The sequence below is a fragment of the Metabacillus sp. 22489 genome, assembly GCF_052044855.1.
In the GTDB taxonomy this organism is placed as follows: domain Bacteria; phylum Bacillota; class Bacilli; order Bacillales; family Bacillaceae; genus Metabacillus; species Metabacillus niabensis.
In genome coordinates this window covers 23,029-37,615 of sequence record NZ_JBQENT010000028.1, presented here as the reverse complement: position 1 = coordinate 37,615, position 14,587 = coordinate 23,029, and the positions used below count along the sequence as shown (strand labels likewise).

The 14,587-nt window shown below is 35.6% G+C and carries 11 protein-coding genes; 9 read left to right on the top strand and 2 right to left on the bottom strand.

Annotated features, from left to right (window positions below; translation table 11 throughout):
• The first annotated feature begins 212 nt into the window (after positions 1-212).
• The 8 genes from ACTJJ9_RS16180 to ACTJJ9_RS16145 are packed head-to-tail and all read left to right on the top strand — an operon-like array spanning position 213 to position 10,955.
• Positions 213-2,390, top strand: a complete 2,178-nt coding sequence (locus ACTJJ9_RS16180; protein ID WP_440768742.1) for an NAD-dependent epimerase/dehydratase family protein — start codon at positions 213-215, stop codon at positions 2,388-2,390.
• The gene (locus tag ACTJJ9_RS16175) at positions 2,380-3,270 is read left to right on the top strand and encodes a hypothetical protein (RefSeq protein ID WP_440768741.1); all 891 of its coding nucleotides are present in this window, start codon (positions 2,380-2,382) and stop codon (positions 3,268-3,270) included. Before ACTJJ9_RS16180 ends, ACTJJ9_RS16175 begins: the two co-directional genes overlap by 11 nt.
• Positions 3,260-4,972, top strand: a complete 1,713-nt coding sequence (locus ACTJJ9_RS16170; protein ID WP_440768740.1) for a DUF2194 domain-containing protein — start codon at positions 3,260-3,262, stop codon at positions 4,970-4,972. The genes ACTJJ9_RS16175 and ACTJJ9_RS16170 overlap by 11 nt, the downstream gene beginning before the upstream one ends.
• Position 4,973: 1 nt before the next feature.
• Positions 4,974-6,392 (top strand): GT4 family glycosyltransferase PelF, encoded by a 1,419-nt coding sequence (gene pelF / locus ACTJJ9_RS16165; RefSeq protein WP_440768739.1) that lies wholly within the window; start codon positions 4,974-4,976, stop codon positions 6,390-6,392.
• Entirely contained in the window at positions 6,380-7,813 is a 1,434-nt protein-coding gene (gene pelG, locus ACTJJ9_RS16160) for an exopolysaccharide Pel transporter PelG (protein WP_440768738.1), read from the top strand. Before pelF ends, pelG begins: the two co-directional genes overlap by 13 nt.
• Before the next feature lie 17 nt (positions 7,814-7,830).
• Entirely contained in the window at positions 7,831-9,558 is a 1,728-nt protein-coding gene (locus ACTJJ9_RS16155) for a CotH kinase family protein (protein ID WP_440768737.1), read from the top strand.
• On the top strand, positions 9,559-10,257 hold the full coding sequence (locus ACTJJ9_RS16150) for a polyphosphate polymerase domain-containing protein (protein ID WP_440768736.1): 699 nt from the start codon (positions 9,559-9,561) through the stop codon (positions 10,255-10,257).
• Between the two features lie 14 nt (positions 10,258-10,271).
• Complete coding sequence (locus ACTJJ9_RS16145; RefSeq protein ID WP_095302972.1) at positions 10,272-10,955, top strand: DUF4956 domain-containing protein; 684 nt, start codon at positions 10,272-10,274, stop codon at positions 10,953-10,955.
• Positions 10,956-11,021: 66 nt separating this feature from the next.
• Here ACTJJ9_RS16145 and ACTJJ9_RS16140 read toward each other — a convergent pair whose 3' ends face one another.
• Both ACTJJ9_RS16140 and ACTJJ9_RS16135 read right to left on the bottom strand, forming a co-directional pair.
• A complete protein-coding gene (locus ACTJJ9_RS16140; RefSeq protein WP_440768735.1) occupies positions 11,022-11,846 on the bottom strand; it encodes an endo alpha-1,4 polygalactosaminidase in 825 nt (274 codons plus the stop codon).
• Positions 11,847-11,909: 63 nt separating this feature from the next.
• The gene (locus tag ACTJJ9_RS16135; protein WP_440768734.1) at positions 11,910-13,040 is read right to left on the bottom strand and encodes a response regulator; all 1,131 of its coding nucleotides are present in this window, start codon (positions 13,038-13,040) and stop codon (positions 11,910-11,912) included.
• A 213-nt stretch (positions 13,041-13,253) separates the two neighbouring features.
• Here ACTJJ9_RS16135 and ACTJJ9_RS16130 point away from each other — a divergent pair, with 213 nt between their 5' ends.
• Complete coding sequence (locus ACTJJ9_RS16130) at positions 13,254-14,585, top strand: hemolysin family protein (protein WP_095302969.1); 1,332 nt, start codon at positions 13,254-13,256, stop codon at positions 14,583-14,585.
• The last annotated feature ends 2 nt before the right edge of the window (positions 14,586-14,587 follow it).

Below are 14,587 nucleotides of genomic sequence, written 5' to 3'. Positions count from 1 at the left end.
GAATGGCTCTTGTTAAATGTTGTTGTCGATTTCAGCATGAGGCATTCGCTTTCCGCGGGCGGTCCCAGGAGCATTTTCTTAAGATGTGCCCTGTTGGGTCTCCCTTTGCTACGCTTCTCTATGCAGGAGTCTTATGTACCTGCTCAAATCAACAATCAGCAATTATCTTTAACATCGCCTTTTCTAATAAAAATGTAACCGGGGAGATCAATGTGAATATTTTAATTACTGGTGGATATGGATTTATCGGATCCTTTATTGCCGAGAGATTTTATAAAGAGAATCACTCTATTTATATTATTGATAATCTCTCAACTGGAAAAAAAGAGAACGTTAAATTTAAGCATAAATTTTTAATCGCTAATATTGAAGATGAGCGTTGTGAGGCATTTTTTAAATCACATAATATTGATGTCGTTATCCATTGTGCTGCACAAACTTATGTGAAGAGATCGATTGAAGAACCGATAAAGGATACTTCGTCAAACATTATGGGGCTTGTGAATATTTTACACTTGTCGAAACAGTACAATGTGAAAAAATTTGTGTTCTGCTCTTCAGCCGCTATTTATGGAGATAATCAATCGTTACCATTAACAGAGGACCTAGAAGGAGATCCGATTTCTCCATACGGTATAAACAAGTGGACAGGGGAGCTTTACTGTAATAAATGGGACGAGCTTTACGGTGTTTCCACACTTATTTTCCGTTTTTCTAACGTATATGGCCCAAGGCAGCATGTTAGTGAAGAAAGCAGTGTGATTACGTATTTTACGAAGCAAATCCTTGCAGGACAACCAATTACCGTTCATGGAGATGGGGAACAAACAAGAGATTTTATTTACGTAGGAGATGTTGCAGAGGCGATTTATCGAGGGGTAATCAGTGAATTATCTGGTGTATATAATTTGTCTACTGGATTAGAGGTTACGATCAATCAATTAATTGAAGAATTTAGTCAACATAGTGAGATTAAGGGGATTGAACATATTGATGCTCGTCCAGGTGATATTAGAAGATCAACGCTTGATAATTCCAAACTAAAAAAAGACCTCGATTGGGTTCCGAAGTATTATCTTGCAGAGGGGCTCACAAAAGTAATTGATTTTTATCAAGCTCAGCCTGCTCAATCTATCGAAGCTACTAAAGGGAAAGAGAAAAAGAAAGCGAATCAAAAGATTCCTTTCCTATCATTTATAGAAAATCTCATTTTGTTTGCAATCTTTTGTGTTGCTTCCTACTTTATTACACCTTATGTCGATACGGTTGATTTATGGTTAATTTATATTTTGCTTTCCGCAATTCTTTTTGAAAAAACACAAATCATTTTTTCCGTCATTTTTGCTATCGCGGTCCACGTTTATTTGATGGCTTCTCAAGGTAAAATTTGGACTTCCATTTTTGTTGATAATTCTCTTCTTGCAACATTTACGATTTACTTATTAGTTGGCTTAATTGTTAGCTACAAGCTTGAAAGAGGAAGAATTGAATTCGAATTTACAAAAGATGAATTAGCTTCAACACAAAATAAGTATGAATTTTTATCGACGATCCATAAGGATACTCTTCAAGTAAAGGAAGAGCTAAAGGAACAAATTTTAAGAACCGAAGACAGTATCGGGACGATATTTCAAGCGATTAAGGAGCTTGATAAATTAGAGCCTGAGGCATTGTTTAATGGGGCTATTCACGTATTAGAGAAAACACTTAAATCGAAGCGATTTGCGATTTATTTCGTCAATTCAAATGGTTATATGAGGTTAGCGGTAAAATCTTCTGATCCGTCCTTTCAACCGAGTGCTTCATTAAAAAGAGAAAAAAATGACTTGATTGATAAGGCTATTCTTCATCAAGAAATTTATTATAATCGAAGCCTTGAAATCGATGCGCCTTTATTTGTTTCACCGATTGTTCAAAACGAACAAACGATTGCTGTAATCATTTGTTATGAAGTAGAGTTTCAACGATTAAATCTCTCCTATCAAAATTTAGTTGAGGTCGTTAGTCGTCTTATTACTTCATCATTAGCGCGGGCAAATGAATATATTCACGAGATTAATCATGAACGTTATATGGAAGGGACAAATGCGCTTAAGCCTGTTTATTTCCAAAGAATTCTTGAAAATAAGTATGAAACGATGGATGAGCTTGGAATACCATTCGTTATGCTAGAGGTTCAAACGATCGATTATTCAGCAGAAAATCTCCAAAAGATAAGCGCACTGCTTCGCATCAATGATCATTTAGGATTTAGTGAGCAAGATAAATTGTTTATTTTACTTTCAAATACAGATGTACAGGATGCGAAATTCGTTATTGAGAGATTTAAATTACAAGGAATAAAAGTGATCGTCCATGATAAGGAGGAACAAATCCTCCATGTTAACTAACGCTTTACTTATTTATTATTTGCTATCAATTATCTATATTTGTTTGCTCGTTATTTTTAAAAGAGAAAATTTCCTTATTCAAGCATTTATTCTCCTTTCATGCCCTTTTATTAGTCTATTATTCATTTACGCTATGTCAAAAAAGAAGTATTCAAAAAATCTTCTTCCTGATTGGCTTTTGAGCCGTGAGCAATATGACGACCTTGTGTTTAAGTCTCCGAATATTGAAGTGGAAACGAACATTATTCCATTTAATGATGCGCTTGTTTTAAATGATAATAAAACAAAGCGGAGAATGTTAATTGACTTATTAAAAGGGGAATTTTCAACAAATATTGACGCCCTTGAGCTTGCGCTGAAAAGCGATGATTCTGAAACGTCTCATTATGCCGCAACAGCAGTGCAGCAGGCGAAAAGTGATTTAATGAAAACGATGAGAAAATTAGAAGAGGAAATCGACAATGCCGAGACAGATAGTAGATTGCTAGAGGATTATCGAGATATCTTAAAGCAGTACATTCGGATTGAATTTTTAGATAAACAAACGCGTAAAAGATACATGTATACGTATCTTGCAACCTTAAGTAAATTAATTAAACTCGCACCGGATAGTAGTAAGCTAAATTATATGGAGAAAATAGACGTAGCCATTTCCCTTCATGAATATCGAGAGGCATTAGAAGCAGCGAATCAATTTTTGGCCGTATTCCCAGACCAAGAGGAAGCTTATTTTGCAGCTATGAATATTCACTATGTCATGAAAAATAGAGAGGGATTTAACGAAATTGTTGATAGACTACGAGGATCCGAAATTAGGCTTTCACCGGATAAGTTGAATCAATTAAGATTCTGGATACAAGGTGATGGAAATGAACAATAGCTTTAAAATTGAAAAAAGTCTGTACATGATGATCGCATTAGTAGCAATAATTGGCTTTCTCTTCATCATTATCCGGTCTGATTTGATATTAAGCCATGGGTATATGAAAGAGGAGAAGAAGCTGAGCGCACCTATCGAGAATAAGGAGGATTTGAGTGGTTATAAGCGCTCGTCCTTTTTACTTCTTGAAGGTGATGATCAGCCTGAGCTTGCGAAAACGTTAAAAAATAACTTAGAAAAGATCGGTAAGAATGTGACACAGCAGCAAATTGGTGAAGGCTCAATCATAACCGATCATACAGATGGAATTATTATTGCAACGGAGAAGATCGATGAGCTAAAAGACATTCAAGCTTTATTAGACTATGTAAAATCTGGAGGTAATCTGTTCTTTGCCATTAGGCCATCTCCAGGCACTGCTCTATCGGCTTTATATCAGCAGATAGGTATTGTCGAAGTTGGTGGCTTTATTGAGACGACAGGGATCGAATTGACAGAACCAATGATAGGTCGGGCAAATTCCATGTCGTTCGAATCAGAGGATATCCGTAATTCATCATTAGCACTTAGAGTTGGGAAACAAGCAACTGTTTATGCGAAATCAACAGATGATTTACCGCTTTTATGGTCAACAAAATATGGAGAGGGCATGTTTGTTTTCTTTAATGGAACGATGTTTACTGATCCATCCCAAGGCGGTCTTTTTATAAAGGGAATTCAGCTAATGGTTCCTGAGTTTATTTATCCTGTTATTAATGCCAAAGTAACCGCTTTGGAAGGGTTCCCGTTTCCAGTTCCAAATGGTCAACATGAAGGGATGACAAATGAGGAAATGCTGCGAAATATCATATGGGCGGATTTACAACGGGTAGAGGCTAAATATGATCTAAACTATACAGCATCTTATGTTTCGGCATTTGATATGTTAACGAAAAAACCTGGACGAGATGAATTAGCAAAAATGCAAGAAAATACCGTTCTCTATGGAAGAGAACTACTGCGAATGGGCGGAGAAATAGGTGTTCAAGGATATCATAATGCTCCGTTAACTGAAGTGAGTAAGTCTGATACAAGAGAGCAAATGGAGATAACAGCAGAACAACTCGAAGGAGCACTCCCTGGCTATCATGTAAGCACGTATATACCAGTTGACCAAAATGAACCATTAATACATTTATCATTAATACATGAAGTGTTTCCTGAGTTAAAGGCTGTTTTAGCAAATGTGGAGCAGCCATCTATGAACGATGGTGTTGCTGTTCTACCAAAGCAGCTAAATGGCTTTGTTGATGATCCGTCGTTAAAATGGGAGGCCTTTAATGGGTTGCTAATGTCTGGTTTTATCTCTGAATCCTTACATCTACAATCCCTTCTTCTAGAGGATGAGGATATAGATCGCTCGCTATTACAATTTGAAACACAGCAAAAAGAATTAAAAAATAATTTTCCGTGGTTACGAAATCAAACAATTTCTAACGTAGCAAAGGGCGTCGAAAACCACGTGAATACAGTTGTCTATGAGGAACATACAAAGAATGGAATCACATTCCACTTAAATCAAATTCAGGAGCCTGCTTACTTCTACTTTTCATCTAATAGAAAAGTAGAATCAACAGAGAATTGTGTCGTAACAACCATTGGACCTAATCTATATTTGGTTGAAACGAATCACTTAACTTTTCATATAAGATTGGGTGAATAAAATGAAGATTTGTTTACTAACCGAAGGATCCTATCCTTATGTAACAGGAGGGGTTTCGAGTTGGATACAATCAATGATGACAAATATGCCGCAACATGAATTTATTATCGTATCAATTTCGGCAAAAAAGGAGCAAGAGATGGTATCTCGGTATGAAGCTCCGAAAAACTTAGTTAAAATTTATGATATTTATCTTGATTCATTTCTTGAAGAAACTATTGAATCCGGCAAACGTTATGACATTTTAGACGAAGAAAAGGAGGCATTCCGTTCTTTAATCGGAGGGAAGGAAATCAATTGGCCTGTTTTGTTTAATTTGCTTGTAAGCGATCGGATCGATTCAATTTTAAATTTTCTAGCTAGTAAGGACTTTTTTGACATTGTCTATGACCTATGCAAAAAGGAATTTATTCATGTCCCTTTCACAGATATGTTTTGGGCACTTCGCTCAATGGTTCTGCCATTATTTATTTGCATTCAACAAAAAATACCTGAGGCAGATTTATATCACAGTGTTTCGACTGGCTACGCAGGTGTGTTAGGGGCGTTAGCAAAGCATCAATATCACAAGCCGTTTCTATTAACGGAGCATGGGATCTATACCCGTGAAAGAGAAGAGGAAATCATTAAAGCGGAATGGATTAAAGGGTATTTTAAGGATATTTGGATCAATTATTTTTATAATTTATCAAACTGTGCCTATGAATATGCAAATGAGGTAACATCATTGTTTGAAAAAAATCGGGAAATCCAAATAGAGCTTGGCTGTCCCCGGGAAAAAACAAGGGTGATTCCAAACGGTATTGATGTAGCTCGCTACAATGTGAAGAATCGCGAGAAAAAGGATGGAATTCATATCGGTGCCGTTATCCGTGTTGTTCCGATTAAGGATATTAAAACAATGCTGCAAAGCTTTTCTATCGTTCAACAAGAGCTGCCAAACGCAACCTTTTATATTATTGGACCAACTGATGAAGATCTAGAATACTATCATGAGTGTCTCGATTTAGCTGAACGCTTAGAGCTGAAAAACGTTATTTTTACTGGTGAAGCAAATGTAAGTGACTATTTAAAATTCCTCGATATCCTTGTTTTATCCAGTATTAGTGAAGGACAGCCTCTTGTGATTCTTGAAGGATTTGCGATGGGCATCCCATATGTTACAACAGATGTTGGCGGATGTTCAGAGTTGATTTTAGGGACAAATGACGCTTTTGGTCGTGCAGGTACTGTTGTCCCTGTGATGCACTTTCATTTAATGGCAGAGGAAATCATTGAAATCGTAAGCAATCAGGAAAAGCGAAAAGAATATGGAAAAAATGGATTAAATAGAGTGCGAGAATTGTATACAATCGAACAAATGATTAGTAGGTATGATTCATGTTATGAAAGGTGGAGCAATACGACATGGCAGGAATAGGATTTCAACTTAAAGCTTTATATGAACAATCCTCTTTTATAGGAAAGCTTCGAGCTTATGGGTATTCAACTATTACTGCCGTTGGGCCAATGCTCCTTTCGATCATCCTTATCACTTGCTCTAAAGAATGGCTCATGCATTTGCATGTACCTTCGGGTGATGTGAATTTGTTTATGGCTGCTATCCAATATGCATTTGTCTTTTCACAGCTTTTAACAGGTGGATTTGTTTTCATCATATCCCGATATGTAGCCGATCAAACATTTATGAAAAAAGAGGAAAATGTGCTTTCTTCCATGTATGGCACAATTGGAATTGTTGTATTTTTAGGGTTGATTGCTTCAGTCTTATTTTATTGGACATCCCCTCTACCATTGTTATTTAAGCTCCTTTCTTATCTCTTTTTTACTGAGCTAAATATCATTTGGATCCTTTCGATGTATGTTTCTGCATTAAAGGACTATAAAAAAATTGTAAAGAGCTATTTGATTGGAGTTATCATTGCTGGAATTAGTATTTGGGTGATGACTGAGGTTTTTCATTATACGAATGTCAACGCAATGCTTTTCTGTCTTGTGCTAGGATTTTTTTGCATTATGATGCTGTTAATGCATGATATTGCGAAATATTTCCAAGTGAACAATAAACGTTATTTTCAATTTCTCGTCTATCTTGAAAAACATCCAGCTTTGTTTTTAATCGGTGTATTTTATTACTTCGGGCTGTATGGTCATAATTTAGCGGTATGGCTTGGAGAAAGAAAAATCATTGTGGGAGATACATTTGTCATGGCGCCATCCTATGATACGCCAGTGTTCTATGCCTATTTGAGTATCATGCCTGCACTAATCCTGTTTATGGTAACTGTTGAAACAACATTTTATGACTCGTATAAAAAATACTATGGCCGTATCTTAAATGGCTACCCTTTAGAAGATATAGAAAATGCTAAGCATGAAATGTTTCGAGTGTTGAAGCATGAGATTTTATTTTTGTCACAAGTACAACTGTTAGTTACATTTATCTTTTTATTTATTGGTGTCCGCTTTCTTCCTTTCTTAGGTATGACACAGGAACAAATTGATATTTTTATGATTGTCGTACTAGGCAGTTGGTTCTTAAGTTTAGTCATTACTCTTTTCTTAATTCTTCTTTATTTTGATGAAAAAAGGGCGGCATGTTGGCTAATTGGCACATATGCGATTTTAAGCTTTTTGCTGACGTTTATTTCGATGAAGATCTTTCATCATTATGGAGCAGGTATGTTCGTTGCATCCTTGGTGGCATTGATTATCGGCTGCCGGATTTTCATGAATCGATTAAATGAAATAGATTATACAACATTTTGCTCACAGCCTATTGTTTATCGAGAGTCTGTAACAAAAATGGAGAGATTTTTAAAAAGAGTCGGCGGCATGTAGGAAAAGGAGAGAGGTATGTGAAGAAAATACCATACTTGAAAACATCTTTAGTTTTCATTGTCATTTTTATTATGCTATTGATGATAAAAACCTTTGCTTCTGAACAAGGAGAGGTCGTTCAAGAAAAAACAGCATCAGTAGACAAGGTTGAAAAAATCGATGAAACACTTTTGGAAGATAAGCGTGTTTATGAAGACCATAATGGAAATGAATTAAAGCATGTTTATATAACAATTTTTGATCAAGAAACAGTTCCAGAAAATGATATTACCTTCTATGAATTAAATGAATCATATAAAGAATATAGCAATCTCGATGATGGCCCAAAGCTGGATATTTTATTTCAAACAGGTACATCTGAAGGACCGGAAAAAGGTGGGTTTATCGAGTCAGGCAAAAGTGCACCAAATGCTACCATTGAACTGCGGGGACGATCAAGTAGACTTGAGGCACAAAAGTCATATAAAATTCGCTTAGGTGATAATGGTGGCTTATGGTACGGACAGTCTGTGCTGAATTTGAATAAGCATGCCGATGATAAAACACGTGTCCGAAATAAGTTAGCTTTTGATTATTTTAAGGAAATTCCTGATTTAATTAGTTTACGAACAGATTTTGTACAACTTCATGTAAAGGATTTAACGAATCCTAATTCAACGGGTAGTTTTGAGGACTATGGTCTATACACACATATTGAACAGCTAAACGAAGATGCTCTTGCGGCTAGAGGTCTTAACCCTGATGGCCATTTATATAAGGCGGAAAACTTTGAATTTTATCGATACCCGGATAAGCTGAAGCTTTCAACAGATCCGGAATATGATAAAAAGGCATTCGAATCTGTTTTAAAAATAAGCGGCAATGAGCAGCATGATGAATTACTTAAAATGCTTGATGATGTAAATGATCTTTCGAAGCCATTTGATGAGGTATTTGCTAAATATTTTAATGAGGATAACTATTTAACATGGTTAGCTGTCAATATTTTATTCGGTAACTATGACACGATGTCGACAAATTATTATTTGTACAGCCCTCTTAATTCTGAAAAGTGGTACTTTATCCCTTGGGATTTTGATAAAGCTTTAGGGCGAGATGCAGAAAGAACCGATCATTTTCCAGATTGGCAAATGGGGATCCAACGTTATTGGGGTACTGTGATTCATAAGCGATACCTTAGTGATCCAGAAAATGTGGAAAAGCTAACGGCAAAAATAACTGAGCTTTCTTCAATCATTAACGAAGAGTCAACGAAAAGCAAAATAGATTCCTATTATCCAACGATTAAACCATTTGTTGTGAAAAACCCTGATCTGAAATATTTAAACATTGAAGCATCTGCATTTGACAGTCATTATCAAGAGCTTAAAGGTGTCACAACCCGTTATGAAAAATTATATAAAGAATCGTTAGAGCATCCAATGCCGATTTTCTTGAATTATCAAAGAGAAAACAATAAGGATCGTTTTACATGGGAGCATTCACATGATTTACAAGGTGATTTGCTAACATATCAATTTCAATTAAGTAAAGATCCATCATTCCAGTCAACCATTGTTGATATAAAAGATGCGAAAAACTTTACTTATGAAATGGACCCTCTATCTCCAGGGCGTTACTATTGGCGTGTCCTCATTAAAGACGAAAAGGGAAATACGCAAATCCCATTTGATTACTTTAAGGATAATTCAAAGGTTGTTCATTGGGGTGTTCAAGAAATTATCGTGAAAAAGGGAGAAAGTTAAGTGAAGAAATTTCGTCATGAGTTAAAATACTATATCAATGAACATGATTACTTAACACTTCGTCGTAAAATTGGGGTTGTTCTTAAGCAGGATAACAATTCAATTAACCAGCAAGGATATTTAATAAGAAGTCTTTATTTTGATAATATCCATGATCATGATTTATTTCATAAAAACAATGGAATTCTTCGACGGAAAAAATTTAGAATCCGTATTTATAATCACTCTGATAAAGTAATTAAGCTAGAAAAAAAGAGTCGACAAGGTGAATATATTTTAAAAACATCCGCTGAAATTACAAAGGATGAGTACTTTAAAATTCTTGATTGGGACTATGAATTTCTGAAAGAAAAGGAACAGCCGATTTATAAGGAGTTTTATCATTATCTTAATAGTGAGTATATGCGCCCACGAGTTATTGTTGATTATGTTCGCGAGGCATATATCGGTCATATAAGTAATGTTCGAATTACCTTTGACAAGGAATTAAGTGTTGTAACAGATTCGATTGATATTTTTAATCCGAATCATACTACACAAGAAGTGTTAGTCCATCCACAAATGATTTTAGAAGTGAAATATGATGAATTTTTACCAGATTATATTCGGAAGCTGCTTCAGCTTGATGCCCATAACCGATCAGCTATTTCAAAGTATGTGTTATGCCGCATGAAATCAATCGAATATCATGGTAGTTAAAGAGAGGAAAAACTATGGGGAATGAAGTTACGAATTTCAATGACATTTTAAAAAATAGCTTTTTGAATGAGAGTATGTTTGGGAACTTATCTGCGATAGATATCTTGCTAGGGCTATTAACAGCCTTTATGACAGGTGCGTTTATTTACTTTATCTATAAGATTACGTACAAGGGTGTTTTGTATAGCCCTAGCTTTAATCTGACTCTCCTTATTATGACAATGATTACCGCTCTTGTTATTATGACAATCAGTACAAATGTTGTGCTTTCACTCGGTATGGTTGGTGCACTGAGTATCGTTCGTTTTCGGACAGCCATTAAGGATCCGCTTGATGTTGTCTTTATGTTTTGGGCAATTGCCGCAGGTATATCTAGCGGTGCCGGGCTATATCTCCTTACGTTTATCGGAGCTATTGTGATCGGGATTGTCATCTTCGTATTATCACGGAAAAAGCATACCGATATTGTCTATCTTCTCGTCATTCATTATACAGAGGAAGCGAATGATGAGGTGAAGCGGGAGCTACAAAAATTAAACTACACATTAAAATCTAAAGTTGTCCGTAAGAAGCATATTGAATTAACAGCCGAAATCGGTTTGAAAATTGACAATACATCGTTTATGGACAAATTAGGCGAGCTAAATGGTGTACAAGATGTCTCCTTAGTGCAATATAATGGGGATTATGCGGTATAAATTGCGCAGTAAGAACAACAACCTTGGGAATGTCCCCAAGGTTGTTGTTTGTTTTACTTAACGTTTTTATTGATAGGTATCATCCTTACGAAGGAATGCAGGGAATTTATGCTTCTTGCTAGCCTTTAAGCTGTCTTCATCGGTAACGACGGTTAGGACTCGAACATTTCTAGCTCGCTGCTCCTTTTTTAAATAGGCTAACCATTTTTTTGCCCATTCACTTTCCATGATATCACTTGCTTTAAAGCTCTCCCATAATATCCCTTCGACATATGGATGTGAAGTCGATTCATAGGTTTCGAAGCCACGATTTTGAATAATGTCAAGTTCAGGGTATTGTTTTTCGATCTCTTTAAGCAAAGCAGCATAGCCAGCTTTCATGTCACGATATACCTTGTCATCCTCATGAAAATAGTATGCAAGATCATCGACTGTATCGAAAAAAATGCCGTCTAATTGATTATCTGCAATATAGGTTTTTATTTTCCAAAGCAAAACCTCGCGATAATGAGCTTGGCGCAAATCCATCACATACGTATCCCACTCATTTACATAGATTCGCTCTCCATCTAAACGGACATAATCAGTAGGTAAAAGCCGTTCTTTTAGCTCCTGATTCCAATTTTCCAGCTGCATCAGACTGACGTAACCGAATAATTTGACGTCAGATTCCTTTAAATGGTTGATATCTTTCTTGGAAAAAGCTGTGGGTTCGAAGATTAATGCATCCTGCTCTTGTAATTCCGTTAATTTTTGTTTATCAGGCTCTCCGTAATAAATGGAGAAGCTATGAACACCCCGTAATGGCCCAGACCAAAACATATCAATGAGCCCTTTCGTAAGTAATAAAATGATCAAACTTAAGAAAAACCATATCAAGTACCTCTTCATTTTCCCACCATTTTCAATGTGATTATTTTAGCGCAAAGCTTATATGAATAATTTTATGAATAATTACTTAGATACCTCGGAGCTTTGAAATGATAGGGTATGATACATTTCAGTAATTGATTTGTCAGGCTTAATACCTAAATCCTGCTGAAGGACTCTTTTATACTCATTAAATAGTTTAATGGCTTCAGGCTTATTGCCTTGCTTTATATAGAGATTAATTGATTTTTGAATGTTCTCATCTAAGTACGGGTTAATTTTTCTTTGAACCTCTAAATAGTAGAGAGCTTTATTTACATCTAAATTCTCATAATATTCGATAACTCTGTTAAGCAGCAGCATAACCTTTCGATGGTACTCCTGTGATTTGTCATATGTCCATTCATATGCATTTAACTCCATATAAGCACCAGTGTATAATTGGAGGATTTTTTCTGTATGATGAATGTTTGATCGATTAATCACATTTAAGGTTTGGTATACATGATCAAATTCAAAAACATCACAGCTTACAGGATCCAATGAAAGACAATAGGATTGATTCGAGAACGTTAGGCATTTTGAATATCCTATGCTTTCTAGTGTTTTTCGAATAAAAGAAAGATTTGTATGAAGATTAATTTTTGCCTTTTTATAATCAGTACCAGGCCATATTTTTTCTATTAAAAGATCCCGGTTGATATAAGTATCCATATGTGAAAAAAGGTAGGCAAATAATTCCTTCCCTTTGGCAGTTCTAAAATTTATTAATTCTCCTTTATGTAACACTTGAAATTCATTGAAAAATTTGACGGTTAAAGGCTCCTTTGCTTCTTGTGCTTCAATTTTAGTTGCAATTGCTTCAGTCAGCCTTTTTATCGTGATTTCGAGCCTTTCTGAAGTAACAGGCTTAAGTAAATAATCAACGGAATTCAGTTCAAATGCTTTAACAGCATATTCAGAATGAGCAGTGACGAATACGATATGGATTGATGGTTGAAGCGAAAGAATTTCTTCTGCCAAGTCAATGCCATTTATGCCGGGCATTTCAATGTCTAAGAAAACGACATCTACTTTTTCCTTGCGTAAGTCAGCTAAAATGTGTTCTTCATTCATGTATGTTTTCTTTATACATATATTTGGATAGTTCTGTAACATATGTTTTAAATAAATAGAAGAAAGTTCTTCATCATCAATAATGATTGCTTGAATCAACATATTTCCTCCTTACTCAAGTTTCTTTTCCGCTCGAACGTATCTACATCATTATATCAAATAAAATTTACCAAAAAAGGGTCGTAAATCTATGTATGATAGAAAATTCACGAAAAAATTGAGAAATTATTAGGTGAAAATGTGAAATTTGGGAATGATAACGATATTAATTTTAATGAAATTAGAGCACACACCTGCTCGGAGGTCGGTATCATGATAACAGAACTTATAATCTTAGCGATTCTTATTTTATGTAATGCCTTTTTTGCAGCTTCTGAAATCGCGCTAATTTCTTTAAATGATGTTAAAGTGAAGCAAACAGCTGAAAGTGGAGATAAAAAGGCAAAAAAGCTGTTCCAATTACTATCAGAGCCGAGTCGCTTTCTTGCAACAATTCAAATAGGGATTACACTTGCTGGCTTTCTAGCGAGTGCCTTTGCGGCTGAAAGCTTTGCTGGGCATTTAGCTCAAGGATTAATTAATATAGGGGTACCTCTTTCAAAAGAATTATTAGGGACCATATCCGTTATTGTCATTACGCTTGTCCTGTCTTATTTTACGTTAGTCGTTGGGGAGCTTGTTCCAAAGCGATTAGCTTTACAAAAGGCAGACGAAATAGCAAATATAGCTGTAACCCCGTTAACTTTTCTATCAAAGGTAACGTCACCGTTCGTAAAACTACTGACAATGTCTACGAACTTTCTTGTTCGCCTGTTTGGAGTTGACCCAGATGCAGAAGATGAAAATGTGACGGAAGAAGAAATACGGATGATGATCGACGTTGGGAAGGAAAGGGGAACGATTCAAGAAAACGAAAAAATGATGATTCATAATATATTTGAGCTAGATAATAAATCCGTTTCAGAAATTATGACTCATCGTACGGACATCGTTGCCATTCCCTTGGAGTATTCTTTGCTAGAAACAGTCAGGCTTGTGAATGTTGAAAAATATACGAGATTTCCTGTCTATGAGGAAGGGATTGACCGAATAGTTGGCATTCTTCATGTGAAGGATTTAATTCAATTTATTGAAACGTGTGATGATAATCAATTTAATCTCAAGGAATTGCTGAGAGACCCATATTTTGTTCTTGAGTCAAAGCCGATTGATGAATTATTTAAAGAGATGCAAATGCATAATATTCATATGGCAATTGCTATCGATGAATATGGAGGAACAGATGGAGTTGTCACAATTGAAGATGTGATTGAAGAAATTGTAGGGAATATATTTGATGAATATGATGATCGCGAATTAGATGACGAGGAGATTATGAAAGTCGATGAACAAACATACCTCATACCAGGGAAAACAAATCTTTATGTCGTTGAAGAGCGATTAAATATTCAATTTCCTACAGATGACTATGATACAATAAGCGGATTTGTTATTGGAAGATTAGGGTATATCCCTAGTGAGGATGAAAAGCCTGAAGTGAAATTTGAAAATATTTTATTTACTGTAGAGGAAATGGATGAAAAACGGATCATGCTAATAAAGGCCTCTATTCAGGAAAGTTCGGCAGATTATATGGATGAGTAGAA

What these genes read in the sequence shown, in the direction of transcription:
- ACTJJ9_RS16175 (WP_440768741.1), top strand. Translation starts at nt 2,380, where the DNA reads ATGTTAACTAACGCTTTACTTATTTATTATTTGCTATCAATTATCTAT.
- ACTJJ9_RS16170 (WP_440768740.1), top strand. Translation starts at nt 3,260, where the DNA reads ATGAACAATAGCTTTAAAATTGAAAAAAGTCTGTACATGATGATCGCA.
- pelF (WP_440768739.1), top strand. Translation starts at nt 4,974, where the DNA reads ATGAAGATTTGTTTACTAACCGAAGGATCCTATCCTTATGTAACAGGA.
- pelG (WP_440768738.1), top strand. Translation starts at nt 6,380, where the DNA reads ATGGCAGGAATAGGATTTCAACTTAAAGCTTTATATGAACAATCCTCT.
- ACTJJ9_RS16145 (WP_095302972.1), top strand. Translation starts at nt 10,272, where the DNA reads ATGGGGAATGAAGTTACGAATTTCAATGACATTTTAAAAAATAGCTTT.
- ACTJJ9_RS16140 (WP_440768735.1), bottom strand. Translation starts at nt 11,846, where the DNA reads ATGAAGAGGTACTTGATATGGTTTTTCTTAAGTTTGATCATTTTATTA.
- ACTJJ9_RS16130 (WP_095302969.1), top strand. Translation starts at nt 13,254, where the DNA reads ATGATAACAGAACTTATAATCTTAGCGATTCTTATTTTATGTAATGCC.